At 64.4% G+C, this 25,034-nt stretch carries 28 protein-coding genes and 1 pseudogene; 3 read left to right on the top strand and 26 right to left on the bottom strand.

Translation table 11 applies throughout. The features are described 5' to 3' along the window. Nucleotides 1–4: 4 nt before the first annotated feature. The 8 genes from J8F10_RS13630 to J8F10_RS13595 all read right to left on the bottom strand — a co-directional run bounded on the left by J8F10_RS13630 (nucleotide 5) and on the right by J8F10_RS13595 (nucleotide 5,359). Complete coding sequence (locus J8F10_RS13630) at nucleotides 5–400, bottom strand: hypothetical protein (RefSeq protein WP_210654345.1); 396 nt, start codon at nucleotides 398–400, stop codon at nucleotides 5–7. 82 nt (nucleotides 401–482) lie between these two features. Beyond that, the gene (locus J8F10_RS13625) at nucleotides 483–944 is read right to left on the bottom strand and encodes a hypothetical protein (RefSeq protein ID WP_210654344.1); all 462 of its coding nucleotides are present in this window, start codon (nucleotides 942–944) and stop codon (nucleotides 483–485) included. Then, the gene (locus J8F10_RS13620; protein ID WP_210654343.1) at nucleotides 944–1,288 is read right to left on the bottom strand and encodes a hypothetical protein; all 345 of its coding nucleotides are present in this window, start codon (nucleotides 1,286–1,288) and stop codon (nucleotides 944–946) included. The genes J8F10_RS13625 and J8F10_RS13620 overlap by 1 nt, the downstream gene beginning before the upstream one ends. A gap of 90 nt (nucleotides 1,289–1,378) precedes the next feature. After that, nucleotides 1,379–1,606: a hypothetical protein gene (locus tag J8F10_RS13615; protein WP_210654342.1), complete on the bottom strand. Its 228-nt coding sequence runs from the start codon at nucleotides 1,604–1,606 to the stop codon at nucleotides 1,379–1,381. 48 nt (nucleotides 1,607–1,654) lie between these two features. Next, nucleotides 1,655–1,915, bottom strand: coding sequence for a hypothetical protein (locus J8F10_RS13610; protein WP_210654341.1), 261 nt, complete (start codon nucleotides 1,913–1,915; stop codon nucleotides 1,655–1,657). A 69-nt stretch (nucleotides 1,916–1,984) separates the two neighbouring features. Further along, nucleotides 1,985–3,172, bottom strand: a complete 1,188-nt coding sequence (locus J8F10_RS13605; protein WP_210654340.1) for a phage major capsid protein — start codon at nucleotides 3,170–3,172, stop codon at nucleotides 1,985–1,987. 189 nt (nucleotides 3,173–3,361) lie between these two features. Continuing rightward, nucleotides 3,362–4,078 (bottom strand): hypothetical protein, encoded by a 717-nt coding sequence (locus tag J8F10_RS13600; RefSeq protein ID WP_210654339.1) that lies wholly within the window; start codon nucleotides 4,076–4,078, stop codon nucleotides 3,362–3,364. A gap of 171 nt (nucleotides 4,079–4,249) precedes the next feature. Next, nucleotides 4,250–5,359 (bottom strand): hypothetical protein, encoded by a 1,110-nt coding sequence (locus J8F10_RS13595; RefSeq protein ID WP_210654338.1) that lies wholly within the window; start codon nucleotides 5,357–5,359, stop codon nucleotides 4,250–4,252. Between the two features lie 113 nt (nucleotides 5,360–5,472). Between J8F10_RS13595 and J8F10_RS13590 the strand changes: the two genes are divergently transcribed. After that, on the top strand, nucleotides 5,473–7,698 hold the full coding sequence (locus J8F10_RS13590; RefSeq protein WP_210654337.1) for a protein kinase domain-containing protein: 2,226 nt from the start codon (nucleotides 5,473–5,475) through the stop codon (nucleotides 7,696–7,698). A gap of 68 nt (nucleotides 7,699–7,766) precedes the next feature. Here the strand turns inward: J8F10_RS13590 and J8F10_RS13585 are convergent, their stop codons facing one another. The 18 genes and pseudogenes from J8F10_RS13585 to J8F10_RS13500 form a co-directional block, all read right to left on the bottom strand. Beyond that, nucleotides 7,767–8,360: a GNAT family N-acetyltransferase gene (locus tag J8F10_RS13585; protein ID WP_210654336.1), complete on the bottom strand. Its 594-nt coding sequence runs from the start codon at nucleotides 8,358–8,360 to the stop codon at nucleotides 7,767–7,769. 152 nt (nucleotides 8,361–8,512) lie between these two features. Next, nucleotides 8,513–10,057, bottom strand: a pseudogene (ilvA, locus tag J8F10_RS13580) (threonine ammonia-lyase, biosynthetic); the annotation flags it as partial. A gap of 104 nt (nucleotides 10,058–10,161) precedes the next feature. Beyond that, nucleotides 10,162–10,776 carry a hypothetical protein gene (locus J8F10_RS13575; protein ID WP_210654334.1) on the bottom strand — a complete coding sequence of 205 codons (615 nt, stop codon included), beginning with the start codon at nucleotides 10,774–10,776 and terminating at the stop codon, nucleotides 10,162–10,164. A gap of 69 nt (nucleotides 10,777–10,845) precedes the next feature. Then, nucleotides 10,846–11,154 carry a hypothetical protein gene (locus tag J8F10_RS13570; protein WP_210654333.1) on the bottom strand — a complete coding sequence of 103 codons (309 nt, stop codon included), beginning with the start codon at nucleotides 11,152–11,154 and terminating at the stop codon, nucleotides 10,846–10,848. Nucleotides 11,155–11,184: 30 nt separating this feature from the next. Further along, nucleotides 11,185–11,481, bottom strand: coding sequence for a hypothetical protein (locus J8F10_RS13565; protein WP_210654332.1), 297 nt, complete (start codon nucleotides 11,479–11,481; stop codon nucleotides 11,185–11,187). Nucleotides 11,482–11,507: 26 nt separating this feature from the next. Next, complete coding sequence (locus J8F10_RS13560) at nucleotides 11,508–11,717, bottom strand: hypothetical protein (RefSeq protein WP_210654331.1); 210 nt, start codon at nucleotides 11,715–11,717, stop codon at nucleotides 11,508–11,510. A 334-nt stretch (nucleotides 11,718–12,051) separates the two neighbouring features. Beyond that, nucleotides 12,052–12,297 (bottom strand): hypothetical protein, encoded by a 246-nt coding sequence (locus J8F10_RS13555; RefSeq protein ID WP_210654330.1) that lies wholly within the window; start codon nucleotides 12,295–12,297, stop codon nucleotides 12,052–12,054. Between the two features lie 397 nt (nucleotides 12,298–12,694). Continuing rightward, entirely contained in the window at nucleotides 12,695–15,493 is a 2,799-nt protein-coding gene (locus tag J8F10_RS13550; RefSeq protein WP_210654329.1) for a hypothetical protein, read from the bottom strand. A gap of 183 nt (nucleotides 15,494–15,676) precedes the next feature. After that, complete coding sequence (locus J8F10_RS13545) at nucleotides 15,677–15,949, bottom strand: hypothetical protein (RefSeq protein WP_210654328.1); 273 nt, start codon at nucleotides 15,947–15,949, stop codon at nucleotides 15,677–15,679. Further along, the gene (locus J8F10_RS13540; protein ID WP_210654327.1) at nucleotides 15,946–16,407 is read right to left on the bottom strand and encodes a hypothetical protein; all 462 of its coding nucleotides are present in this window, start codon (nucleotides 16,405–16,407) and stop codon (nucleotides 15,946–15,948) included. The genes J8F10_RS13545 and J8F10_RS13540 overlap by 4 nt, the downstream gene beginning before the upstream one ends. 191 nt (nucleotides 16,408–16,598) lie before the next feature. After that, nucleotides 16,599–16,931, bottom strand: coding sequence for a hypothetical protein (locus J8F10_RS13535; RefSeq protein WP_210654326.1), 333 nt, complete (start codon nucleotides 16,929–16,931; stop codon nucleotides 16,599–16,601). Between the two features lie 4 nt (nucleotides 16,932–16,935). Then, nucleotides 16,936–17,187 carry a hypothetical protein gene (locus J8F10_RS13530; protein ID WP_210654325.1) on the bottom strand — a complete coding sequence of 84 codons (252 nt, stop codon included), beginning with the start codon at nucleotides 17,185–17,187 and terminating at the stop codon, nucleotides 16,936–16,938. Nucleotides 17,188–17,373: 186 nt separating this feature from the next. Further along, complete coding sequence (locus J8F10_RS13525) at nucleotides 17,374–17,628, bottom strand: hypothetical protein (RefSeq protein ID WP_210654324.1); 255 nt, start codon at nucleotides 17,626–17,628, stop codon at nucleotides 17,374–17,376. A 192-nt stretch (nucleotides 17,629–17,820) separates the two neighbouring features. Then, nucleotides 17,821–18,090 (bottom strand): hypothetical protein, encoded by a 270-nt coding sequence (locus J8F10_RS13520; protein WP_210654323.1) that lies wholly within the window; start codon nucleotides 18,088–18,090, stop codon nucleotides 17,821–17,823. Beyond that, the gene (locus tag J8F10_RS13515) at nucleotides 18,077–20,860 is read right to left on the bottom strand and encodes a phage portal protein (RefSeq protein WP_210654322.1); all 2,784 of its coding nucleotides are present in this window, start codon (nucleotides 20,858–20,860) and stop codon (nucleotides 18,077–18,079) included. Before J8F10_RS13515 ends, J8F10_RS13520 begins: the two co-directional genes overlap by 14 nt. 68 nt (nucleotides 20,861–20,928) lie before the next feature. Continuing rightward, complete coding sequence (locus tag J8F10_RS13510; protein WP_210654321.1) at nucleotides 20,929–21,612, bottom strand: TIGR02996 domain-containing protein; 684 nt, start codon at nucleotides 21,610–21,612, stop codon at nucleotides 20,929–20,931. Nucleotides 21,613–21,749: 137 nt separating this feature from the next. Then, nucleotides 21,750–23,312 carry a hypothetical protein gene (locus J8F10_RS13505; protein ID WP_246523309.1) on the bottom strand — a complete coding sequence of 521 codons (1,563 nt, stop codon included), beginning with the start codon at nucleotides 23,310–23,312 and terminating at the stop codon, nucleotides 21,750–21,752. Next, nucleotides 23,248–23,670, bottom strand: coding sequence for a terminase small subunit (locus tag J8F10_RS13500; RefSeq protein WP_210654320.1), 423 nt, complete (start codon nucleotides 23,668–23,670; stop codon nucleotides 23,248–23,250). The genes J8F10_RS13505 and J8F10_RS13500 overlap by 65 nt, the downstream gene beginning before the upstream one ends. Before the next feature lie 502 nt (nucleotides 23,671–24,172). On the opposite strand from J8F10_RS13500, the gene J8F10_RS13495 reads away from it, so the two are divergent. Then, on the top strand, nucleotides 24,173–24,511 hold the full coding sequence (locus tag J8F10_RS13495) for an ArsR/SmtB family transcription factor (RefSeq protein WP_246523305.1): 339 nt from the start codon (nucleotides 24,173–24,175) through the stop codon (nucleotides 24,509–24,511). Continuing rightward, complete coding sequence (locus J8F10_RS13490; RefSeq protein ID WP_210654318.1) at nucleotides 24,508–24,990, top strand: SRPBCC family protein; 483 nt, start codon at nucleotides 24,508–24,510, stop codon at nucleotides 24,988–24,990. The genes J8F10_RS13495 and J8F10_RS13490 overlap by 4 nt, the downstream gene beginning before the upstream one ends. Nucleotides 24,991–25,034 lie beyond the last annotated feature (44 nt).

The raw sequence follows: 25,034 nt of genomic DNA, 5'->3' as shown, positions 1-25,034 counted from the left end.
GATATCACTGGTCGATCAACGAGCGGAACTCGACGTTGGCCACTGCGGACCCGGAGTTGGACCAGTAGGTGGTCGTCACGGTGCCCGCGGTCCCGGTGAACGGGTACGGGAGCCCGCAGCCCTTGATCCAGCAGAACGGGTAGCTCGCTTTGATCGTGATGGTGTCGGTCGGCGACGACGAACTGTTCACCTTCAGTACCACGTCCTGGTCGCTCAGGATGTAAACCGCGAGCAGCTTGGCTTGTGCCCACTGCACGTCGCGCTGCTGGTTCGTGGTCGGGGCCGCGAGCGTCGCGGAGAAGTTCTGCTCGTTGGCGTTCGTGCTGGTGACCCCGACGGAAGCCGACAGGCTTCCGGCCGAACCGCCCCAGCCCTGCGCGATCGTGTGTGTAATGGCCATGTCTCCAATTCCTCAGTGCGCGGGAACCGCAAGAAACGATCCCTTCGAGCTTCGGGCCGACCGCCTAACTCTGCCCCTGTCCCTACGGTTCGATCGTCGTCACCCGGATCACGACCTGTTGGTAGTCGTAGCCCTGGCTAATCATCCCGCGGTCCAGGAACTCGCCGCCCACGACGTCCAGGTCCACAACCGCCGCCGCGCCTACCAGGGGCGGCTTGCGGAACAACTGGCGCACCTGCTGGCGGAACGCCAGGTACTCCGGGAGGTTCTTCACCTGGTCGTTCTTGTTGCTCGTAACGAGCGTGACCTCGACCCGGTACCGCACCCGGAACACGTCCCCGAACGCGATCGGTGTCACGCTGTCCAGTTCCGCGGCCCCCGAGACCGTGACCTGCTCGGACGGGTCCACGGCCTCCTCGCGCTTCGGGAGCTTGCGCTTCACCACGGGCACGGACCCGGGGCCAGTCAGCTTGAAGTTCAGTTCCCGCACCGCAGTGACCACGGCGTCGAGGATCGTGTCCAGGTTCGATGGGGGGCCGGGCATCAGTTCTCCGCGGTGGTGGTGAGCCGGTAGCGCTGGTACCCGTTCGCGTCGCGGTCCGAGGGCTGGACGCGCGTCACGACCCACTTCACCTGGCGCGCGTCTTCCAGGGAATCCCCGACCTTCGGCACAATGTCGCCCAGCGGCCCGCGCCACAGGTTGAACACGCACGTGTCGTTTTCCAGCAGCGCCGGACTCGAACGGGCGTCGTCCTTGGTGATCTGCGTTACCTGCGCGTACTCGATCGTTTGTGCTGTCGCGTAAGTGCCTTCGCCGGTCTTCGAGTAATAGGTGACCGGCTCCGGGAAGTCGATCATCAGGTAATCGGCACTCAGATCGGGAAACATGGTGCGCTTCCGGGGCGGGTGTTAGCCTTTGGTTTCGCACCGGTTGCCGAGGAATCCGATCGCGCGGCTAACAAGTGCTAACAATTCCGGTTACCGGGCCACGCTGACGGCCGTGAACATCGGGCTCATGTCCGGGGCCACGTCGGGGATCTTGCCGAGTTTCTCCAACTGGGCCGACAGGTTGTTGAAGTGCTCGCCCCAACTCACGGAGCGCCCGTCGGTGCTGTACGTGGGCTTCGGGTTCGCGGTGATCTCGGCCAACTGCGCGCAGATGTTGGCGTAAGTAGCCTGCAAGTTCTGAAGCGGCGTGTTCGCCATCGCTGTCCCTCCCAGGTACCCGTCTCGTACTACCCAGATGGCACGGGGTCAGTCCGGCAGTTCCACTACGTTTACTTGGACCGGCTCGGTGCCCTCGGGTTGGGCTGCCAGGCCCTCGGTTTCCAGGTAGAGCGCCTCGGCCGCGGCGCGGTCCGGGGCCAGCACGTAGCGGTAGCCCCGCGACCCCGCGTTCGGCGCGCGCAACTTGAAGCGCTTCAGGTCGCCCTCGGCGCGCTCGTTCTGGTGGCACGTTCGAGGGGCACTCGCCTTCGGCTTGGACTTCGCGTCTTCGTCTTTGTTCTTGGCCATGACTCACACTTGGCTCGGGTTGATGGTTCCGACAGTACGACTTTGGACCTTGCGACCTTCGACCCGTCACTACGCGCACTTCACCATCGCGCGGGGCTGGCGCGTGCTGAACGTGGAGCGCTTCGACACCTTTGACTGGAAGATGATGTCGTTATCGAACTCGAGCTGGCTGCCCGCGCCGATCGCGGTGACCGTGAGGGGCCAGTTCTCGATCTGCTCGAAGGCCCGGCCGATGTCGCCCAGGAACCAGTTCGTGTCCGAGCCGCTGCGGGTGCGGAACAACTGGCTCGTGAGCACCTGCAGGTTGCCCACGATGTCGCCCACCGGGTTGCTGATCTCCGTGCCCGTGGTCGCGTAGCCCGGGGCGGTGCGCTTCACCATGCCCTTGAGCGCGAACGGCACCGTGAAGGCCAGCGCCGGGGGCACACAGATGTGCTTGATCGTCACGTTCTGCGGCTCGCCGGTGTAGGGGTCGGTGATCCCCACGAGCACCTGCCAGGCGGTGTTGATCGAGTTGAAGTCCGTGAGCGTGAGCGACCCGGCCAGGTTGTCCCAGGTGTGAGTGCCGCTGTTGTCCCCGTAGGTGGGGATGGACGTATTGCGCCACTTGTAGCGGTACTGGTTGTTCGCGGTTTCGCCCGCATCGATGATGCAGTCGATGGCGCGCTTCTCGTCATTAACGCCCAACCATTCGCCTAAAAAACTGAGCCGGTTCATGAACTCGCCGGTCTGGTCGAAGAACACGCACTCCTTCGTGGCCCGCGCGACCATCCCCCGCTTCTTGGTCTCCGGGGTATCGGTCCAGTCCTCGGACACGCCCACTTCCGGGTACGGCTTGCCCTCTTCCACCACGCCCGTCTCGTCCCCAATGTGGGAGATGCCGGGTAGCCGTTCGGACTTGAACTTACTGGGGCGCGAGGGGATCGCGTTCACGAAGACGCGCGACGGCACGTCGTAGGCATCGAGCACCGCGGAGTACGCGAACTGCTGCGTGATGTTGAGGAACGCGGCGGTGGAATTGGCACCGGCGGCTTCTTCCAGGCGGGCGCGGGTCATCACGTCGTGTGCGCGGCTGGCACAGTCGCCCAGGTGCTGGCGGCAGTGCGCGAAGTTGGAGTACCCGAAGCACTCGATGAAGAGCGCCCCCAGGTCCAGTTCGTGCGGCCGGAGGGCCTTGGCCCCCAGTGCCCCGTTCAGGCCCGCGAGCGCCTCGGGACCGTGGGCCTTCACGGATTCGACGAGCTTCTTGTGGTTCATTTTTGGGCCCTTCGGGCGTCGTAAAGTCGTAAGGTCAAAAGTCGTAAAGTCACTGTGATTCGATGTGATCCATAACGTTAAATGTCGTAAAGCTGCTGCAATAAATCGAAAGTCTAAAAGCCAATTGGATCAGTGTTTTTTTGACTTTACGACTTTTGACGTTATGACTTTCGACGCCGCCGTCGGCGGCTATCGTGTCTGCCAGCACCCGGCGTAATCCCACAGGGACGTTTCCAGGGTCGTGGAACCGTTCTTGCCGCCCACGAACAGGCTCGCCGCGGCGATGCTGGTGAGCAGGAGCTGGTGCTTGATCGGGAGCCCGCTGGTCGCGTCGCGGAGCGACTGGCCGTCCACCGTGGGGACGACGGTCGCGTAGGAGCCGAGCACGTCCACGACCTCGATGCCGAGCTGCTGGTACGCGGCCCCGCCCGCGGTGCGATCGGACACGCTGATGGTCACGTCGGAACCGTTGCGCGTGACGAACCGCCACACGGTCTCGCCGTCCACCTTGTAGATGGCGATCACGGTCCCGCTGGCGCGCATTCCGGCGCCGTTGTCCGCGATGAGGTCCGCGGCCACGGAACTCGCCAGCCCGAAGGCGACGTTGGCCGCGCTGGTGTTCGCTTCGCTGAACTGGAGGAGCGCTTCGGCGTACAGGGGCTTGTTGACCGCGGGCCTGAACATCGCCACGGTAGTGCCGACATAGGCCTCGTCGTTATCGGCGACGGTCCCATCGGAGTTGGTCAGAGTAAGCACGCCGCCCACGCCCCCGGCGACCGCGGTGCCGGAGTCGGTCAGGACGCTCGTCCACTGGTGCGGGCTAATGTACCAGCCGAACTCGTCGTAAACGCCGAAGGTGTCTTTGGCTTCTTTGAGCGCGTTGGCTTGGCGGAGGATGTTGGACACGTCTTCTCCTTGAGGCAGGATTCGGGGTTCAGGATTCGGGATTCAGTGAAGGCAGGTGTGCCCGCTCCCGAATCGCAAATGCCTTGTGCTTGATGCCGAATGCCCGTGTTATTGCTGAATTCTGTGCGCGTCTGTCTTTGCGGAATCCCGAACCCTGAGCCCCGAAGCCTGCTACCGGAGCCACTCGGCGAACGCCTTCGCGTCGGTGGGCGGCTTGCTCTCAGTGGTCCGGTGGGCGCCACTCACCGCACTGGTGATGCGCCCGCGCCCGGCGCTGGTGGGGCGCTCGTAGGCACTTTCCTTCAGGCGCTCGATGAGGACCGCGCGGCGCCCGGCCGGGACCGCGGCGATGAGATCCAGGTCGGCGCGGGTGTAGCCCGCGAACCCGTTCTTCTCGCACGCATCGATCACCCCCCAAATGGCGGCGCCCGTCTTCTGGCGCGACTCGGGCGTGGTCGGGTCGCCGTCGGTGTCCGGGGTGCCGTCGTCGTTGGTGGCGTCGGCGTGACTGTTGAGCAGCGTCTTGATCTTCGACAGCGCAGCCTTCGCGTCCATTCCGCCAGTCATCGCCTTGTCAATGACGGCCATGATCGCGGCCTTGAAGCTCGCGCCGATGGCGTCGTTGGTGTCGTCGGTATCAGTGTCGTCCGCGTCGTCCACGTCATCAAAATCGTCAACGGGCGCGAGGGGCATCGTGGCGTCGTCGGTGGGGGCGCTGGTATCCATGTCGGCCTCGGTGCGGCGCGCGGGGATGGGGAGCTTGGCGCCCCACGCGGCGATGTGTTGGGAACTGAATGGCACGGACCGGCCCTCGAAGAGCCCCTTGGTGGTGGCGGGCTGGGCGACGAGGTCGATGGACTCGACTTCGCGGATCGCCTCCACGACTTCGCGCCCGTTGGGGCCGCGCCGGGTGTCGCACATGGCGACGTGGCTGAACCCGAACAGGGCGGGGTTGCGCTCGGCGGCTTCCATCACCCGTTCATACATCGGGTGACTTTTGAGACAATTGAGTCGCCCGCGCGGGCGCCCGTCGGGTCCGGGGCGCACGCGGGTGAACCAGCCGAACCGCCGGTCCACGGTGCTCTCGCGCCCGTGGTCGCAGTTCACGGGCTTGCCCTCGTACTTGCTGAAGTCGCGCTTGAACACGCTGACGGGGTAGTCGCGCCCGTTGGCGCTGGCGGTGCCGCAGATGAGCACGTCGTCGATGGTGCCGGAGTCGCGGTCCACGCGCGCCCCGGTGAAGGGTGCGGCGGCGCGTTCGGTGAGTCGTTGGGTCGCCATGCCCGACCGATGGCAGGACGGGGGCGCGAATTCTTTCGGCGCTTGCTGCACTGGTGTCGGTTAGACTAAACTTGTCCCCACTTTCAGAATGGTTCGGTGAACGCGAGGCAGTGATGAGTGAACCGGCGATTCCAACCGAGGAAGAGATTGCAACGTTACCGCGCTGGGCGCGAGTGGCGCTTGCGGCGCGCTGTGCTCGGCGTGTCTTGCCGCTGTATCAGCATTTCTGGCTCGCAGCACCCGTTGAGTATGTTGCTGCTGTGGCTCGGGCAATCGAAGTTGCCGAGTGCGCCGCAGCGTTTCGGTTAGAGATAGATGACGGGGCCGAAGCAGGGGCTCAGGCTGCGGTCGGGCCTGCCGCTGATTTTCTGCCCGCTTATTACGTGGCCGAAGCTGCTGCTTATGCTGCTTGTGCCGCATTTACGCCGAATGCTTATTTTGTAGCACGCGCAGCGGTGGCTGCAGATGATGCCGTTGATGCTGCCTATCCAGTGGGAGGTGCCTCAATTCTTCGACGTGCGGTGTGCGTCGACTTGGAGCTTCTTACAAGTGCGGTGTTGAGCAGGCGGTGCAGCGACGAAACTCCTATAGCACCGACTTTCTTCGGCCCTCTTTGGCCCGACAGTCCGCCCCTAGGATGGCCCGCCGAGGACGCTCCCTCGGAACCAACGAACCCGCAAGACGACGCCCAGACGATTGTGCCGTCTCCGTCTCAAGCTCGGAGGATGCGTGAATTTGCTATGGGCGGGCCGGTGCTCGTGCCCGGCACTCGAGTACCGCACGCGGAGATGTGGATTTTAGTGGAATTAATCGGGAAGGGTGGGTTCGCGCAGGTGTGGCTCGCCCGGCACCACCAGTCGAAAGCATTTCGCGCCGTCAAATTTTGTACCCACGCGGTCGCTCGCGAGCGATTACCGGACGTGGCTCGGCACGAGTCGAACGTTGCATCGTATGTGCAACAGCACACCAGCACGCCGGCCGGGTGCCACCCGAACATCGTGCCCCTCTACGAGTGCAACCTGAAGGGCGAGACCCCGTGGTTGATGTACGAATTCGTCCCGGGTAAGCGCTCGGTCGCGAACGTAATCGAAGACTTGCAAGTGCTCCCGGTAGCGGACCGCGTGGCTCGCGCGGTTTCACTTTTGCACACAATCGCCTGTGCCGTCGGGCAGTTCCACCGGCTCGAACGCCAGATCGTTCACCGCGACCTGACACCAAAGAACGTGCTGATGCATGGAGACGTGCCGCGCATCACCGATTTCGGGATCGGCGGCGCGGCGGTAACCGCGGCCGTTGCCGACGCCACTGGTCACACCGAATTCACGGTGCGCGTGGACACCATGCTCCGGTCGGCGGGCACGCCCCCGCACGCCAGCGTCCAACAGCTTGCTGGCAACGACCCGGACCCCCGCGACGACGTATACGCACTCGGGGTGATGACGTATCAGATGCTAACCGGTGACTTGGGCGCTCCCGGAGCCGACGCACGCGACAAATTGGAAGAGATGGGCGTGCCCGTCGAGTTGATTCGATTGATCGTAAAGAGCGTCTCCGATCTGTCGCGCCGCCCTAAGGACGCTGTCGAGTGGGCCGAGATGCTGGCACCGCTGCTCCCAGACCGCCCCGCGATCTCCCCCCTCTTGAAGCGGAATGTGACCGTTCCGGGTGCGTGGTTTTCGCGCTTGGCGGGCGATTCAAGTGTGAAGTGGGAGCGTGTTGGACACAGCCCGTGTGAGATCACGTTCGCGCCGGATCGACGGTATCGGTTGAACGTCAGTAATCAAGTTGCCGATGTGGACCTCGAAGGCTTCCGTGCCCTGGCTGATGTGCCTTTTTTATCGGTGTTGACCATATCGATGTGCCCCGTTGTAACATCGATCGGCCTCACGTACCTGTCCGGCCTTACGGCCCTGACGTATTTGGAACTGCGCTACTGCAAGGGCGTGACGGATCTTACCCCACTGTCCAGTCTTGCGACCCTGACGAACTTAGACCTGAGCTTCTGCGACGGCGTGACGGATCTTACCCCACTGTCCGGCCTCGCGGCTCTAACGAACTTAGAACTGCGATACTGCAAAGGTTTGGCGGACCTCAGCCCGCTGTCCGATCTCGCGGCCCTGACGAACTTGGATCTGAGCAGTTGCGACAGTGTAACGGATCTTACTCCGTTGTCCGATCTCTCGACGCTAAAGAACCTGGCTCTGAGGTTTTGCACCGGCGTAACGGACCTCAGCCCGCTGTCCGGTCTCGCAGCCTTGACGACGCTGGATTTGAGTGGTTGCGCTCGCAAACTTGTCATTCCTGATAAATTACGAAAGCGCGTTAAGATTGTACGCTGAGGCGATTCGTGAGTTGCCGCGCCAGTGATAAGCACTTCATTGCGGCTATAGGGGTATTTCACTGCGGGCTACGCGGACACGCCACTTGTCAGTGACGTGCCCACCCGCACCACCGCCCGCGTTTCGCGCATCGCGCCGCCATGCGTGGAGTCGGGCGCCCAGAACGTGCCCGCGCTGCCGTTGATGTGACGGCACCAGAACACGTGCGTGCGGCCCGTGCGCTGAGAGCCGGCGCGACATGCCACCGCCTCGAACCCCAGCGCCGACCAGAACTGGTTCGCGTCCAGGTCGGAGGCGCACCACAAGCACACCTGGCGCACGTCCGCGGGTAAGCGACCCAGGAACTCGTTCACCAGCGCCGTTCCCATCTGGCGCCGGCGCGCGTCGAAACAGATCGCCGCCTGGAAGATGATCGCCACATCCGCGCGGCGCTGGTACGTCGCCTTCCCGTACAGGTACCCCGCCGGGGCGCCGTTCTCCAGCGCCAGTAGCACCCGGCGCCGGTCGATCGCTTCCTCCAGTGCCACGCGCGGCAAGTAGCCGATCGCGTCGTGGTGGCGGCGCTGGAGGTGGTCCAGGAACACCCAGTCGGACGGCTCCGCGCCACGCAGCGTGAGGGCGGTCGTCGGGCTGTGGGCCGGTGGGGTGGGGCCGAGGTCCATCGTCTGTGGTCACTTCGAGTGGTCCCCGCGCTCTGCCAGATTGGAGTCACGGCCGAGGACTACTGACTGATGACCACAGTGCGCGGACAAGGGCTACCAACAAACACGCCCCGGGTGTGCTCCGGGGCGTGAGGGCGGCGGGGTGTAGGGCTTCAACACAGGAACAGGCGGTACACGGGGTTCGCGGTTTCGTCCACGCACGGGTACCCGAGCGCGCCCGTGAACGCCTCGAACGCGGCCCGGTCGCCCGCGGGCACCTGGAGCCCGACCAGGATGCGCCCGTAGTCCGCGCCCTGGTTGCGGTAGTGGAACAGGCTGATGTTCCAGTCCGGGGGCATGGCCGTCAAGAACCGCACCAGTGCGCCGGGGCGCTCGGGGAATTGGAACCGGTACAGGCGCTCGTCGCGCGCCAGCCGGCTCGGGCCGCCCACCATGTGGCGGATGTGGTCCTTCGCCAGGTCGTCGTCCACCAGGTCCAGGGCCTCGAATCCCATGTCGGTGAACGCCCGGTGCAGCGCCCGCGCTTCCTCCCGGTCGCTCACCGCCAGACCCACAAAGACGTGCGCCACGCGCTCGTCGGAGATGCGGTAGTTGAACTCCGTCACGTTGCGCCGGCCGATCGCTTCGCACAGGTGACGGAAGCTCCCGCGCTCCTCCGGGATCGTGACCGCGAACAGCGCCTCGCGCCCCTCGCCCGCCTCGGCCCGCTCCGCCACGAACCGGAGCCGGTCGAAGTTCATGTTGGCGCCGCAGGTGATGGCCACCAGCCCCTGGTCGCGCAGCCCGTGTACTTCGGCGTACTGCTTCGCCGCGGCCACGCCCATCGCGCCCGCGGGTTCCAGGATGCTGCGAGTGTCCTCGAACACGTCCTTGATCGCCGCACACACCGCGTCGGTGTCCACGGTCACGAAGTCGTCCACGAGGTCGCGCGCGAGGCGATAGGTTTCCGCGCCCACCAGCTTCACCGCGGTGCCGTCGGAGAACAGCCCCACGTCGTCTAATTGGACCCGCTCGCCGGCGCGAATGGACCGGCGCATGGCGTCGGAATCGGCCATCTGCACGCCGATCACCTTGACCTCGGGGCGCACGGCCTTTACGTATGCGGCGACCCCCGCGATGAGCCCGCCGCCCCCGACCGCGACGAAGATCGCGTGGAGCGGCCCGGGGTGCTGGCGCAGGATCTCCATGCCGATGGTGCCCTGACCGGCGATCACGTCCGGGTCGTCGAACGGGTGGACGAACGTGAGCCCGGCGCGGGTGCCGAGGTCGGCGGCGTGGTGGTAGGCGTCGGTGTAGCTGTCCCCGTGGAGCACGACCTCGGCGCCGAGCGCGCGGACCGCGTCGGACTTCAGGCGCGGGGTGGTGACGGGCATCACCACGACGGCGCGGCACGCGAGGCGCCGGGCGCTGAGCGCGACGCCCTGGGCGTGGTTCCCGGCGGACGCGCAAATGACCCCGCGCGCGAGCACGTCCGGGGGCAGGCGCGACATCTTGTTGTACGCGCCGCGGAGCTTGAAGCTGAACACCGGCTGGGTGTCTTCGCGCTTGAGCCAGACGGGGGTGCCCACCCGGGCCGAGAGGCGCCCGGCGCGCTCCAGGGGCGTCTCGACGGCCACGTCGTACACGCGGGCGGTGAGGATTCGTTGCAGGTAATCTAACAGGCGCGCGTCCATCCGTTCCCTTGCTGTGAAGGCACTTGAGGCACGGGGGAATTGTACTGCAAGTGCCGGCGCGCGGGTCGGTGTGTGGGCGTGCGGGTGGCGCGGGGAAGGGTGGTTGGGGCGCGTGTCGTTCGCTCAAATTAATTGCCGGATTCCTGCGCGATCTCGATGCCGATCAGCCGGCCCGCCTCGAATCGTGCCGCCAAGTACGGCACGGAAAACTCGGCGTATCCCGGCGCCGATACTTCGTGGCGGAAGTCGCGCCGGGTCAGTTCGGCCACCAGCTCGTTCTCGCTCCAGTCGGTAAGCGGGCGGCCGAACAGGACGGCATCGGCCCGGCGGACCTCGGCCCCACACAGCCGCGATCGAGGTGACGGCCGCGCGCCGCACCGATCGAAGCGGAGTCGCACCCCGTCGTAGATCAGCGAGTCGTTCAGGTTGCCGTCGTCCCAGGCCTCGTAACCCAGGGACGGACCGAGTGCGTCTTCGACTTGATGGGGCGACGCGCCGAACTGCACCGGGCCGACCCCGACGCCGGGTTCGACCGCCACCCCTGTCAGTGGCCAGCGCGCCTCGATCCCTTCAGTGGTGTTGTGTGTGTGTCGGCGGTGCTGGTCGGTGCCCCGCCAAGCCACCCATCGTTTGGTGAGCCAGCGGGCGACGGGGCGCGCGATGAGACAGGGCAGGACCAGCAGCACGAAGCCGGTGAGGACCGCCGAGACGCCGATCAGCAAGATGTGGGCGACTTCCGCCACGTGCCGCTCCTCGACAGACGATGACCCCACTGGACGAAGGCGACCCGTCGGCCACGCGGGGAAGGGCGGCTAGCGCTTGGGCTTCTTCTTTTTGGGCTTCACCGCGGGCGCGGGTTCGGGGGCATCCTCGTCTTGATCGTCATCTTCGTCGATTGCTTTAAGGGCCGCGAGGGCCTGTTGAGCTGAGGCCTTATCCATTTGTTTTATGACCGCGAGAAGGTGCTCTATCTTTTCATCGCCATCAAGTGCGTCCACGATTCGTGCGGTTTGTCGTGCGACTTCACTTGGATCGGCGCCGTTTGCGATGTCGTTGGCGGCCGATTTGGATGCGCGTGCAATGGCTTGTCTAATTTGTTCGCGTGCCTCGTTCGCATCCATCGCTCGGGCTCCCGGTGGGTCGGGCTCGGTTTACTGTAGGGGCGTGGTATTGTGCTTCGCCAGCAATCGGGCGAGCTCTTGGCGCTGCTCGTCGCTCATCGCACTGATGAGCTGCTTCCCCAAGTCATTTAGGGACGCTTGTGGGGCAATGGCAATTGCGTGTGCGTAGTAGTCTAATTTCTCCTGGTCCGGCAATTCATTGATTAGGATTTGTAGTTCCTGAACGGTTTGGTTCGGATCGCCGCCTCGTGCTTCATGCTCGCTGATCGATTGTGCGACACGTGCAACGGCCTGCTTAACTTGTTCGAGTGCTTCGTTCGCGTCCATAGCTCGACCTCTTCGACCGCAACAGGTCAATTCGACGGCGCATCAGGATTTGATTGTTCGCCGGCCAGTGATTGGGCCTTGTGCTTCTCAAGAACGCGAAGAAATTCCGCAAGCGCTTCAGGATTTTGGAGGAGCCCGGTGACAAAGGCTCCCGCTTCTCCCGGGGTCGAGGTTTCGCCAAGTTGTTCGTGCCATGCGACGCGCCCTTCTTCGGTCATTTCGTCCCACGGTTTCATAATGGCGCTCGAGTGGGAGGCCAGTGTTTAGGGAATCCAGTGCATCCCTTTCCATACATCTCGGGCGCCCAGTACAGGAGCCGTGCTTTTCTAGGGCTTTTCGCTCCATTGGGCTCGGGAGATCCCCACGGTCCGTAATCGGAGCGCCGAACCGCCCTTTTCTCTTTCGGGAGCCTCCCCCTGAATTCCGAGGCCTTTCGCCATTGTGTACGCCCGTGATGTGTGGAAAGGGATGGCAATCCAGTGCCACGTAGTTCTCGGCTCTCGGTGCCATTCTCTCTTCGGTCAGGTGATGGAACATAGATGGGGGCACCGGTCGGCTACGCAGATAGAATCACCGCCTCTCGGCGGCACCTGGTGGCGCGTTCGGAATAGAGGGTTTGTCGGTGGGTGTAGAATTTGCGGGCAAGCCCGTTTTGGCTCGATGAGCTGCGAGTACACGCTCCACTTCTGCGAGCATCTCGGGGTTCTGCAATAACCCTTCGGCGAGTCCCACGGCTTCTTCCGGTGTCATTGTCGCACCGTGTTGCCGATTCCACTCAACCCGCTCTTCTTCGGTCATTTCGTCCCACGGTTTCATGGCGGCGCTCGGGTGCGGGGAAGGACCCTAGCGCTTGGGTTTCTTTTTTGGCTTTGCTGTAGGCGGGACCGACGGATTGCTATTACCGGTAGTTGCGGAAGCAGAAGAATCCGCACGCCCCGGCTGGAGCGCGGATGCGTCGTTCAGGATCTCCGCGAGTTGTTCTCTTGGCAATGCGCTGAGGAGTGCTACGAAATCTTCGGGTGCTATGTTTTTTAGGAATGCTTGAAGTACAGTGTTGTGATCCTTCGGGCCTCGCTTCCTGGCACGAGCTAGCGCGCGTAAGAATTCCTGGAAAGTGTCTGCAATCTCGGACGGATCGGCGGCCGTCGGATCGTCAGGATTGGCGTGTGTTTTTTTTGCCGGCGGCATTTAGCGTCCTTTGTTTACTCGGATTTTATGGGAATAGTTTCGATATAATTGAGTGTATTATAGGGTCTTTAATTGCGTCGCGCACCAGCTCTTTTAGATCGTTTGGGTTTGTTCGCGATCTAATTGTTCTTATTGTTTTGTTTAGGTGCTTTCGGCCGATTTTTCGAGCCCGTGCCAAATTGAGCGAGAGAGAATCTACTAAGCCACCGGCGTTGTTTGAGTCCGCGTCGTTCATATCCCTAAGCACCGCGGCCGGATCGACATTCTTGCGAAACGTTGCGTTGATAGCCTTTCTTACGCCTTGTGTACCATTCGGTTTGTCCAGTTGCTTATTAAGGTGGTTCTCCGAAAGTACCAAATACGGTGGGCCGCCGCCACTCTTTTGCGCGGAGTAAGCCTTCTGCTTAAAGCCGGGCAAAATGTACAGGCCGTTGTTCTTGTACGGGTCGCCGGGAATTGCAACGAGGGCCATGCGCGCGTAGGGTAGGTGCTCTTTGCCTTGAGCCGCGCGCGCGTTCATAATGATCGGTACGTCACTTCCCCTGAAATTGTCTTGGTTTTGACTTTCGCGACCCGTAATAAGCTTGCAATTGATCAGTGCTTTTGAGGTCTCAATATCCCAGCCGGGATTATTGCCGCCGTAGAGTTTACCACCCGCTAACCGGTGTTGGAATACCTCGTTGGCTGAAGTCGCCCAACTGTGTATCGCGCGTCCTTGACCGCCGGCCGCGAAATGGTGAATGAGCAATCTGAGGTCATCGGTGTGCAAGGTGTTAAGGTGGTTTAGCATCCACTCTTTGACCTTCCCTCCGGGCCTGGGTGTACTCGGTTGAAGGAGCTTCATCGCCGCTTTGTGGCGCTGACTGTCGGGCCATGTGCTCGCGCCCTTGGGTGCTTTACTCGGCCCCGGTTTGCCACCGCCCGGCGGTGCGGCCCCGGCGGGCGTGCCCTTCGTTGACTTCCCGCCACTCGTTTTGCGCGCGCCTCCTGGTGCGACGGCGTGTGCCAGATTCGGGCCGGTTGTTGGCTTCGCTCCCGGAGCTTTGGTCGGTACGACGTGTCCGTTCTTCAGTGTGAACCAGCGCCCGCTCGGTCCGTGCCACACGTCGCCTTCGTTCTTGCCCTTGTGCCCCTTGCCCTTCTTGTTCTTGCTGCCTCGAAAGAATCGCGCTTCGCCGAGCAACTCGCCGTCGTTGGGCGAGGTGCCGTCGCCTCCGGCGCTGCCTGGCGGGGCGGGTGCGAGGTCATCTTCGAGCGGGAGCGCGTCGGCTCCGGTGCCCGGTGGTGGGAACTTCTTGTGCCAGGCGGCGATGTTGGCCGCGACCACCTTCGGGTCGTCGCCGCGCTTGCGCATGAAGTCGATCGGGTCCGCACAGTTTTGCTGGTACAGGGCCAGGAACGTGCGTGCTTGCTTCTCTTCGTCCGCGATGACCACCGGGCGCGCGGTGGCGATGGGTCGGACGCGCTGGGTGGTGCCGCGCGGGAGCCGTCCGGTGCGCTCGCAGAACTCGAGCACCCGACGCGCCACCGCACGCGCGAACCCCTTGACCTTCTCCTGACGCGCTTCGGTGATGCGGACGAAGGGGGAGCCGGTGACGAGGACGCTGGCGAAGGTGGCGTCGGCGTCGCCGCTGAAGTAGCTCGGGCACCCCCACCGGAACCCGACCGCGCGCAGGAGCAGTGCTTCGACCTGTGCGTACCCGGCGACCCCGGTGGCGACGGGACCGGGCTGGACCTGTCGCCCGGCCTCGGTGCGGATGACGGAGCCGGGCTCGTAGTTCTGGACGTCGGTGGTGCGCGCGGGCGATCCGGGGGCGAGCTTGGGGCGCGAGTAGTCGGTGCCTGACTGGATCATGGCTCGGACCTGGGCCTCGGTCGCCGTGGGGTACTGCTCCCACCACGCGATGGCGGACTGGAGCCGTGCCACGTGTCCCATGTTGTCGAGTAGTCCCAGGACCTTGCGCAGGTGCTCGGCGACGGCGAAGAAATCGGACAGGCCGCGCTTGACGGTGCGGTCCACGTTGGCCTTGGCGCGCACGTACTCGGACGCGGCGACCTCGCGCCCGTCGTTGGGGTTGTCGGGCCGGCACAGCCAGAGCGCGTCCTCGCACTCGTCGTCGTCGTCGGCGCACTTGATGCCCCATCCCCAGGAACCGGTGGTGTCGTGTCCGGGGGGTGTGCGGATCAGTTCGGGCTCGACGTGTCGCACGTGTGGCAGGCCGTTGGAGTCGGCGTTACCCACGAAGAACCGGAGCGTGCATTCGCCCTCGACGATGAGTCGCGTGCGGCACTCGGCCTCTCGGTCGTGCTCGCCCTCGCCCCATTGTGCCAGCTCGCGCCACTCGTCCCAGGCTTGGGTCGCTTCTTTGACGATGGGGTCGAGGTCGGGCTCGCCGTCCCCGTCGGCGTCAATGGGTCCGCTGGCACTGGCGCCCGGGGCCTGTCCCTTGAGCACGAACGCGACGGTGACGGGTCCGACGAAGTTGGCGACGTGGTCTCGGAACCCGAGTGCGAGGTGGTTGCGGGTGACGAGGTCGCGTGCGAGTGCGACGTGCTGGCGCCATTCCTCTTCGTTGAGGTAGGAGAGTGGCGCGTGGGTGCGGTCCTGTGCGCGCGTGGCGGGGCGGTTCCAGCGCCAGGTGCCGAACCCGGGGAACCCGTCCCCGGCGTCGAGCCAGTCGGCGGGGGAGATGAGGTTGTCGAGGTTGAGGAGGGTCTCTCGGAGGCGCCGATTTTGTGCCGTGAGTTCGCGCCGCAGGGGCGCGAGTCCCTGGGGCTCGTGGGTCGGACCGGGGGTGCGGAGGCGTGTGTGTGTGGCCGGCATAGCCCGGCCGATGGCGTGGCCTGCGAGGGCTGCCGGGCGGAGGTGCGCCAGGGGGAATCAAACGTGGTGCGCAGTGATCAGAGGCGTACTACCGAAACGAGAACCGCCCCAGTGGTGAGCCGGGGCGGACTCGAGAAGAGCACAGAAGGTACGCAGTGGTCAGTTCGCAGGCGTTGAAGCGGATTAGCGGGCCATTAATTTGATAAGCCGTGCCTCGAGTTCGGGTGATTCGTCAAGGAGTGCGTGCCACTGTTCTTCCGGTATCGCCTTGATGAGCGCGGCCACATTCTCTGGGGATAAATTCGCCATCATCGCATGAATGAGGCACGTGTACTCTGGCGTATTGTGTACCCGGGTGCTCTCGAGGTAGAGGGCCAGCGCTGACAGTGCCGTGCTCGTGTCCACTTCGGCGTTTTGGGCGCCGATTTCTTCCGGTTCGTTGTTCTGTTCGATCACGTGTCGCTCCTCGTCTCGGAACCATTCTTCGCTTTGAGTTCCGCGAGTACGCGCTCCAACTCAGCGAGCATCTCGGGATTCTGCAGTAGCCCTTCGGCGAATCCCACGGCTTCTTCGGGCGTCATTGTCGCACCTAATTGTCGATTCCATGCGACGCGCTCTTCTTCGGTCATTTCGTCCCACGGCTTCATGGTGGCACTCAAGTGTGGTACGGATTCGCCCGTGGTGCTTGCATCGGTGTCGTCGGGATCGGGTTCGTCGCGGATGGACAGCACCTCGCCGCACAGATCTTTGGCGGCGCGGCGTGCTGCCCAAATGACCGGGTTGATTACGATGGTGTTGTTCGGCGGGTATCCCATATTTAGAGCTTTGACCCATTCCGGGTCGGGACCTGTCCACCCCTCGCGCGAAAGTGTGTAAACTGGGTCATCAAAGATCCGAACCTTAACGACGGTCATATGCTTCTCGACGCGCCGGCACCCGAGCGAAGCGTTCGGGATCGAGTTTTGGAATCCGGCCGCGTGTGGCTCCAGTATCCCACAGTTCTCGGTGCGAATCAAACGCGGTGTTGCGTGATCGGGTGAGCCGTAGTCGCCGAAACGAGAACCGCCCCGGTGGTGTGCCGGAGCGGGAAGGATCGCGGCCCGCGTCAGCGCTTGGGCTTCTTCTTTTTGGGCTTCGCCGCGGGAGTGGGTTTAGGGGCGTCCTCGCCTTCGTCATCTTCGTCGATTGCTTCAAGGGTCGCGATCATTTGGCGGACTTCGTCCTTGGTCATGCCTTGGGCAATGGCCACCAAGTGCTGTATCTTGTCTTCGCCGTCAAGGTCGCCAACGGTCAGCGCGGTTTGTCGCGCGATTTCTTTGGGGTCCGCGCCGTTGGCAATTTGCTCGGCCGCTGTTTTCGCGACGCGACGTGAGGCATGCTCTAATTTCTCCAGCGCTTCGTTTGCATCCATTGTCGTTTTGTCAGCAATGTCTTTCACTGCCTCAGCCCTCGGAATCCGTGGTGCTTGCATCGGTGTCGTCGGGATCGGGTTCGTCGCGGATGGACAGCACCTCGCCACACAAATCTTTGGCGGCGCGGTGTGCCGCCGAGATGACCGGGTCGGCTACAATAGTACTGTCGGGAGGGTATCCCATATTCAGGGCTTTGACCCATTCCGGATCGGGTCCGGTCCACCCCCGGCATGAGAGGGTATAAATGGGGTCATCAAAGATCCGAACCTTAGCGACGGTCATGCTCCCCTCGATGCGCTCGCACTCGAGCGAAGTGGTCGGGATCGGGGTTTTGGAATCCGGCCGCGTGTGGGTTCCCAGTATCGCACGGCACGCGGTGCGAATCAAACACGGTGCGATCGGGTGAGCGGTAGTCGCCGAAACGAGAACTGCCCCGGTGGTGTGCCGGGGCGGGTGCGAGAGCGGTAGTCAGTGTTTGAGTTTGTTTAAATCGGCCCGTTCGTTGTCCGGACCAAAATCGGGGTCCTTTTCGATCGACAGTACTTCGCCGCACCAGTCCTTAGCAACCTGATGTGCCGCTGATATGACCGGATCCCCGATGGTGCTGTTCGCTCGGTAGCACGTGTTTAGGAAGTCCACCCATTCCGGATCGGGACCGCTCCACGTCCGGTGCGAAAGGGTGTAAATCGGCCCGTCCAGAATGCGCACTTTTGCGACGGTCATGTGCTCCTCGACGCGCGCCGGCACCCGAGCGAAGTGCCCGGGATCGGGTTTCGGAATCCGGTCGCGTGTGGCTCCAGTATCCCACAGTTCTCGGTGCGAATCAAACGCGGTGTTGCGTGATCGGGTGAGCCCTGGTCGCCGAAATGAGAGCGCCCCGGTGGTGAGCCGGGGCGGGAAGGATCGCGGCCCGCGTTAGCGCTTGGGCTTTGGGGCGAGCGCGTCGGGAAGAGACTCTTCTCCTGGGTCGTTCGAGTCGGGAATGTCCCGCACCGCGATCACTTCGCCCTTCATTTGACTGGCGGCCAAATGCGCGGCCCACGTCACCACGTTCGACGCCAGAGTGTCGTTGCGGGGGTAGGCTAAGTTTAGATACTCTACAGCGTCCGGATCGGGACCGGTCCAGCCGTCTAAAGTGACCGTGTAAATCTCGTTCCCGAACAGGCGCACATCAACGGCGGTCATGTTCACCTCGAAGAACGCCGACGACCAAGTTAAAGTACCCCGGATCGGTCTCGGCAAAGAAAAGGGGATTGTTGTACAGTAGCTCCATCCCGGATGAAATGAGTTCGGTGCCGGTTCGGCTTTTCACCCGCTTTCCGATATACGCTGCGCGAGAAAGGTTATCTAGGTAGAGCCTTTGGATCTGGTTGGTCTTGTCCCAGCGTCCCTTCTCGTGCGTAGTGTACGGCTTGTCGGGGAATGCAGTTTTCATATTCACTTCCGCGGTGCCGTGAAATCGTTCAGTCCATAACCGGTTGGCGGCCGTAAGTACGCCAGGATCAATCTCTAAATGGTGACCGTATTCGTGGCAAATCGTTGGGGCATCCGACTTTCCTAGAATCAATAATCGCTTGCTATTTGGGTCGTACTCGGCTCTTGATGACCGGGCTTGTCCAATGTATACGGGGCCGGCGGGTGGTTCTCCGTTTTGCATTTTACCAAGGAAGGTCATTGCTTCGTCGACGGCGGGCTTAACTTTCCTGGCGAAGGCCGCGTCATAGATTGGTGCCGGGATCGGGGCGCCGCTAGGGTTGCCGAGGGTAGAAATGAGGTGCTCGCGCGAACGGCGCGAATATTCTTCCTGTGTGGCTATCTTTTCACTGAGCCTTGCTTGCGTGTGCCTCAACGCAGTGTTTCGGGCAAGTTTATCCGAATGTGGGACGGCGGCGAGCGCCGCATGAGCGGCTGCGAGAAGCGCTTCTCGGTCGGCCAACTGGCGCCGTAGCTCTATTATCGTTTCCGGTATATTCTCCAGTACCCTGTGCGCGTGTGGGGCCGGTGTTCCACCGGCGCTAGGGGGCGCACTTGGCGCGCGCGGAGGCGGGGGGCTTGCGGGGGCGTTGTTTGATTTGGCCGCGTTGATGGCGCCTGTGGCCTTGTCGCTCGGATTTGAACCCCCGGTCGGGGTGCTAAACATCCTCGACTTTAACGGAACGCGCGCTCCCGGTGCTTTGGCCGGTACGACGTGGCCGTTCTTCAGTGTGAACCAGCGCCCGCTCGGGCCGTGCCACACGTCGCCTTCGTTCTTGCCCTTGTGCCCCTTGCCCTTCTTGTTCTTGTTGCCTCGAAAGAATCGCGCTTCGCCGAGTGGTTGGCTGTCGTTCGGTGAGGTGCCGTCCCCTCCGGCGCTGCCGGGCGGTGATGGGTTGAGGTCGTCGCCGACCGGGAGCGCGTCGGCTCCGGTGCCCGGGGGCGGGAACTTCTTGTGCCAGGCGGCGATGTTGGCGGCGACCACCTTGGGGTCGTCGCCGCGCTTGCGCATGAAGTCGATCGGGTCCGCGCAGTTCTGCTGGTACAGGGCGAGGAACGTTCGCGCCTGCTTTTCTTCGTCCGCGATGACCACCGGGCGCGCGGTGGCGATGGGTCGCACGCGCTGGGTGGTGCCGCGCGGGAGTCGGCCCGTGCGCTCGCAGAACTCCAGCACGCGCCGGGCCACCGCACGCGCGAACCCCTTCACCTTCTCCTGGCGCGCTTCCGTGATGCGGACGAAGGGGGAGCCGGTGACGAGGACGCTGGCGAAACTAGCGTCGGCGTCTCCGGAGAAGTAGCTCGGGCACCCCCACCGGAACCCGACCGCGCGCAGGAGCAGTGCTTCGACCTGGGCGTACCCGGCGACCCCGGTGGCGACGGGACCGGGCTGGACCTGTCGCCCGGCCTCGGTGCGGATGACGGAGCCGGGCTCGTAGTTCTGGACGTCGGTGGTGCGCGCGGGTGCGCCGGGGGCGAGCTTGGGGCGCGAGTAGTCGGTGCCTGACTGGATCATGGCTCGGACCTGGGCCTCGGTCGCGTTGGGGTACTGCTCCCACCACGCGATGGCGGACTGGAGCCGGGCGACGTGCCCCATGTTATCCAGTAGTCCGAGGACTTTGCGCAGGTGCTCGGCGACGGAGAAGAAATCGGACAGCCCGCGCTTGACGGTGCGGTCCACGTTGGCCTTGGCGCGGACGTACTCGGACGCGGCGACCTCGCGCCCGTCGTTGGGGTTATCGGGTCGGCACAGCCAGAGCGCGTCCTCGCACTCGTCGTCGTCGTCGGCGCACTTGATGCCCCAGCCCCAGGAGCCGGTGGTGTCGTGTCCGGGGGGTGTGCGGATCAGTTCTGGTTCGACGTGGCGCACGTGTGGCAGGCCGTTGGAGTCGGCGTTGCCGGTGAAGAACCGGAGGGTGCATTCGCCCTCGACGATGAGTCGGGTGCGGCACTCGGCCTCGCGGTCGTGCTCGCCCTCGCCCCACTCGGCCAGCTCGCGCCACTCGTCCCACGCTTGGGTGGCTTCTTTGACGATGGGGTCGAGGTCGGGCTCGCCGTCCCCGTCGGCATCGATGGGTCCACTGGCGCTGGCGCCCGGGGCCTGTCCCTTGAGCACGAACGAGACACTGACGGGTCCGACGAAGTTGGCGACGTGGTCTCGGAACCCGAGTGCGAGGTGGTTGCGGGTGACGAGGTCGCGTGCGAGTGCGACGTGGTGGCGCCATTCCTCTTCGTTGAGGTAGGAGAGTGGCGCGTGGGTGCGGTCCTGTGCGCGCGTGGCGGGCCGGTTCCAGCGCCAGGTGCCGAACCCGGGGAACCCGTCCCCGGCGTCGAGCCAGTCGGCGGGTGAAATGAGGTTATCGAGGTTGAGGAGGGTCTCTCGGAGGCGCCGATTTTGTGCAACGAGTTCGCGTCTCAGGGGCGCGAGTCCCTGGGGCTCGTGGGTCGGACCGGGGGTGCGGAGGCGTGTGTGTGTGGCCGGCATAGCCCGGCCGATGGCACCCGGAACGGGCTTGTCTGGGCAAACGGCCGGTGTGAGCCAAGAGTGTCGGGCTAATCGAACCCGCGCTCGAACTCGATGCCCGGCCACTCGGCTCCCAGGAGGTGCGGCCAGACCGCGCTCTCGGTCGCGGCCGACGGCGCGGGTACCGCCAGGACGTGCATCGCGCGCCCCCGGAACCCGATCTGGCACTTGTGCCCGTTGCGCCACCCCTGGCGGACCCGGCCCAGGGCCGCGGACACGTCCGTGAGCCGGACGCGCGCGATCGGGTGCCGGGCCACGATCGCGTCCGCGTGGGTGAGCCAGTCGAGCGCGGAGCACTGGACCGCTTTGAGGAACCCGCGCTGCGTGAGCGACACCCACGCGAGGTTCCCCCCGCGCGCGTAGACGCACAGCTTGTGGAAGATGCTGTCGCACGTGGTCGCGGCGTGGTCCTGTGGGAGCGGCGCGAACGGGAACCACTCGCTGTACGTGGGCCAGATGCGCGCCTGGCGCGCGAGGAGCTCGAACAGCTCGGGGTAGCGCTTGCGCTCGCGCTCGGAGCACCCGACCGGCCGCCCCGTGGGGTACCCGCGCTCGATCCGGTGCAGCACGTCGGCCAGTGCCACCTGCACGCGGACGAACTCGGCGCGGACCGGTTGGTCGTGCTCCTGGAGCCAGTCGGCGAACATCAGTCGGGGCGTATCTTCATCGGGGTGGGCCAGAATCGCGGCGAGAAGGGCGGGTTCATCGGTCACGTTAACCCCGAGGGGTTAGGGCATATGCGCTACGCACCGGTCTGCGCTGCACACGGACCCATACATAACATGCTTGCGACGGAGGCGGAACAACCAAGACGAACTTTATCTGGAATTTAGAATCATCACGTGCGGGTTCATGTTACCAGCTCCTGCATGCGCAATACGGCGGTGGCCAGCGCGTCGGGGCCGTCGTCGTGGTCGCCGTGCGGAAAATCCCGCAGTTGGTCCGCGAGCATCCGTCCCCCGGGCGTGTTCTTGATGCGCAACTGCCCGCGCCGCAGGTAGTCGTTAATCGCGCGGATGCGCACGGATTTGGGCCGCGTGACGACCGTTTCGGTGTACTTCAGCGCGACCGGCCGGCCCCGCTCGCGGCGCTCCTTGAGGATCTGCTCCGCGGTCGGGGCGAACAGCCCCATCGTGTTGTTCACTTCCGCTATTAGCTCCTCCGGGCGCCAACTCGCGGCAATGTCGATGGCGCGCTCCACCCAGCCCGATTCCCGGCGCAGCTCGCAATCGGCGAACAGGGTTCCGAACTGCGACAGGGCGAGCATTACGTGCGCTTGATAGTCTGATTTTTCGCTCGTGCCCTTTGAAGGGTCGAGGCTCTGGATCTTGAACACCAGATCGGCGGGCCAGGTATCGAAAAAGAACCCGGGGCGGTCGAAGTATTCCGCGGGCCACTCGGCGCCTTCCAGCGTGCCGGGCACGCCCTGGTACTCGGACTCGAACGCGGTCGCGCCTACCTCGGCGCGCTTGAGCATCATCTCGACAATGGGGAACCGGTCCGGCCAGTACACGTCCGCACCGCGGTCCATCTCGGGCTGGTGCTGCAGATAGAACGCGCGCGCGGTGTCGAGCTTGTGGCCGTCGGCGAGGTTGGTCGTGAGGCGCTCGAACTCTTCCCATAGGTCCATGCGCTCGGGCCAGGCCCGGACCGCGCGATACGTGTGCCCGGTCCACCCCGCGAGCTGCCCCAGCTTCACGGCCACGGACTCGCGGTGCAGGGCGCTGCCCACGGCCAGGAAGTTGGTGCGCTCGTCGCCGGCCGGGAGCACGTCGCGCGTGGCCCAGTCCCAGGCGTGCTGGCGGAGTTCGGCGCTGCGAATGTCGGCGTTGGATTGCACGTCGTCGAAGATGATGAGCGACGGGCGCGCGGACCGGTTCCGGTGCCCGCGGATCTTCTTGCCCGTGCCGAACGCTTCGATCACCGCGCCGTTCTTCAGGCGCAGCTTGCTCTCGTTCCACTCGGCGCCGGGCGCGCACGCGGTCGGGTAAATGGCCGCGAGGCGCGCGTTGGTTTCCAGTTCCATGCGGATGTGGCGCAGTTGATTATTAGCCTGGGTGCTGCAGTCCGAGAGGATCGCGGTGTAGGGCTCCCAGCCCTCCAGGGCACAGCGCAGGGGGTACGCCAGGGTCTTCCAGGTGCTCTTCGCGGCGCCGCGCGGGGCGATGACGGAGCGTTTCGTGCCGCGCGCGAGGTGCAGGTTGTGGAGTTGGGCGTCGAAGTCGCGGTGCAGGTCCGCGGGCGGGTACGCGCCGAAGTAGTGCGGGAGGAACCGCGCGTTCCATTGGGCGGGCGTGAGGGTGGACGCCTCCCAGCGCTCCAGGTCGGGTTCCAGGAGGGCCAGATCCTCAGTCCGGAGGCCCAACGCCGCGAACAGCGCGGAGGCCAGCGAGGAGGGCACGTTTGAGGTCATCGGGGATCTTCGACAGGTCGATCGGGGCGCGGGCCGGGGCCGGACCCTGTTTGAACATGCCCAGGTACTTCATGACGAGCGCCAGGGCCGAGACGCGCGCCGCGTGGCTGGCCCCCTTGCCCTCGAACTCGGCTTCCCGCTTGAGGCGCTCCAGGACCCACTCCTGCGTGGTGCCGGTGTGCTCGGCCCGGGTGAGCTGCAGTTCGGCGACGCGCTCCCGGACGCTGACTTTGGCTAACAATTTGGCCGCTCCGGTGCGCGCCGCGTCGTCGGTCCTCACCTTCGGGAACGCGCGCCGGTACGCCGCCGACCCGTTCAGGTCGATCGCGTACTCGAGGCAGAAGGTTTCGTGGCGCACGGACAACATGCCCGGCCGATGTCACCGGGCGAGAGCTCGAGTGGGGGCTGAGGGGCGACATTCTAACCGGCGTGTGAAACGGGGGGTTCAGGGTGCGCGTTGGGTTTCCGAGAGCGCGTGCGGTTGATACCCAGGGTGCGCCCGCGTAGCGGTCGACCCTGGGCTGTGATGTACAACCCCTTCGGGGTAGAAATCCGAAACGATCCGGGTATGCGCGCCCTTGCTGGGTATTTACCCCGAAGGGGTTAGTGACTGTCCCATATGCCTCGAAATCGCCGTATTTTCGAGTTGTCACCCACGATTTCTCAGGCTTTTTCGCACATATGGGACAGTCACTTACACATTCCAGCCCGGGGTCGCGCCTGCGCACCCTGGGAAACACCCGCACGCGCTTTCGGAAACCCAACGCGCCCCCCCCGGGGAACAACCGCGACCGCGGCGCGCCGGGGCCGGCAGAAACTTAGCCATTGACCTAACCATTTGTCGCCGTATACTTAGGTCGATGCCTAAGCAAGTGGCCCAGCTCACCCTGGTGTTTCACGCCCTCACCGACCCGACCCGACGGGCCGTCGTGGAACGCTTGCGGGGCGGTCCCGTCGCGACGACGGAGCTGGCCGCGCGGTTCGACATGGCCCTCCCGTCGTTCCTCCAGCACCTCGGGGTGCTCCAGAAGTGCGGGCTGGTCCGGTCGTCCAAGAAGGGGCGCGTTCGCACTTACGAGCTCTCCACGGCGCCGCTCAAGGCCGCCGAGGACTGGATGGCGACGCAGCGCCTGCTCTGGGCGCGCCGCCTGGATCAGTTGGACACTTTCCTGAACGAACTGAAGGAGCCGCCGGAATGAACCCGAAACTGGATCTCGTGCTCGAGCGGACCATCGACGTGAAGCCGGAGCTCGTGTGGAAGGCGTGGACCACGCCCGAGTACCTGATGAAGTGGTTCACGCCGGCCCCGTGGAAAACCGTCGAGTGCAAGGTCGACCTGCGCCCCGGCGGTATGTTCCACACGGTTATGGAATCACCGGAGGGACAGAAGTTCCCGAACACCGGGTGCTTCCTGGAGGTCGTCACGAACCGGAAGCTGGTGTGGACCGACGCGCTGGAGCCCGGGTACCGGCCGACGGCCCGGAAGCTCGGCACAGACGCCCCGTTCTTCATGACGGCGGTCGTCACGATCGAGCCGCACGGGGCGATCGGTACGAAGTACACCGCGACCGCGATCCACGGGACCGAAGACGGGCGCGGGAAGCACGAAGCGATGGGCTTCTACCACGGCTGGGGCGCCGCCCTCGACCAGCTCGTCGCGCTGGCGAAGACGATGTAGACGTGTCGTTGCGTCTGTTCGCGTGCCCAGGTGCGCGCGGGAAA

It is taken from the genome of Gemmata palustris (assembly GCF_017939745.1).
In the GTDB taxonomy this organism is placed as follows: Bacteria; Planctomycetota; Planctomycetia; order Gemmatales; family Gemmataceae; genus Gemmata; species Gemmata palustris.
This window is presented reverse-complemented; position numbering and strand designations above follow the sequence as displayed.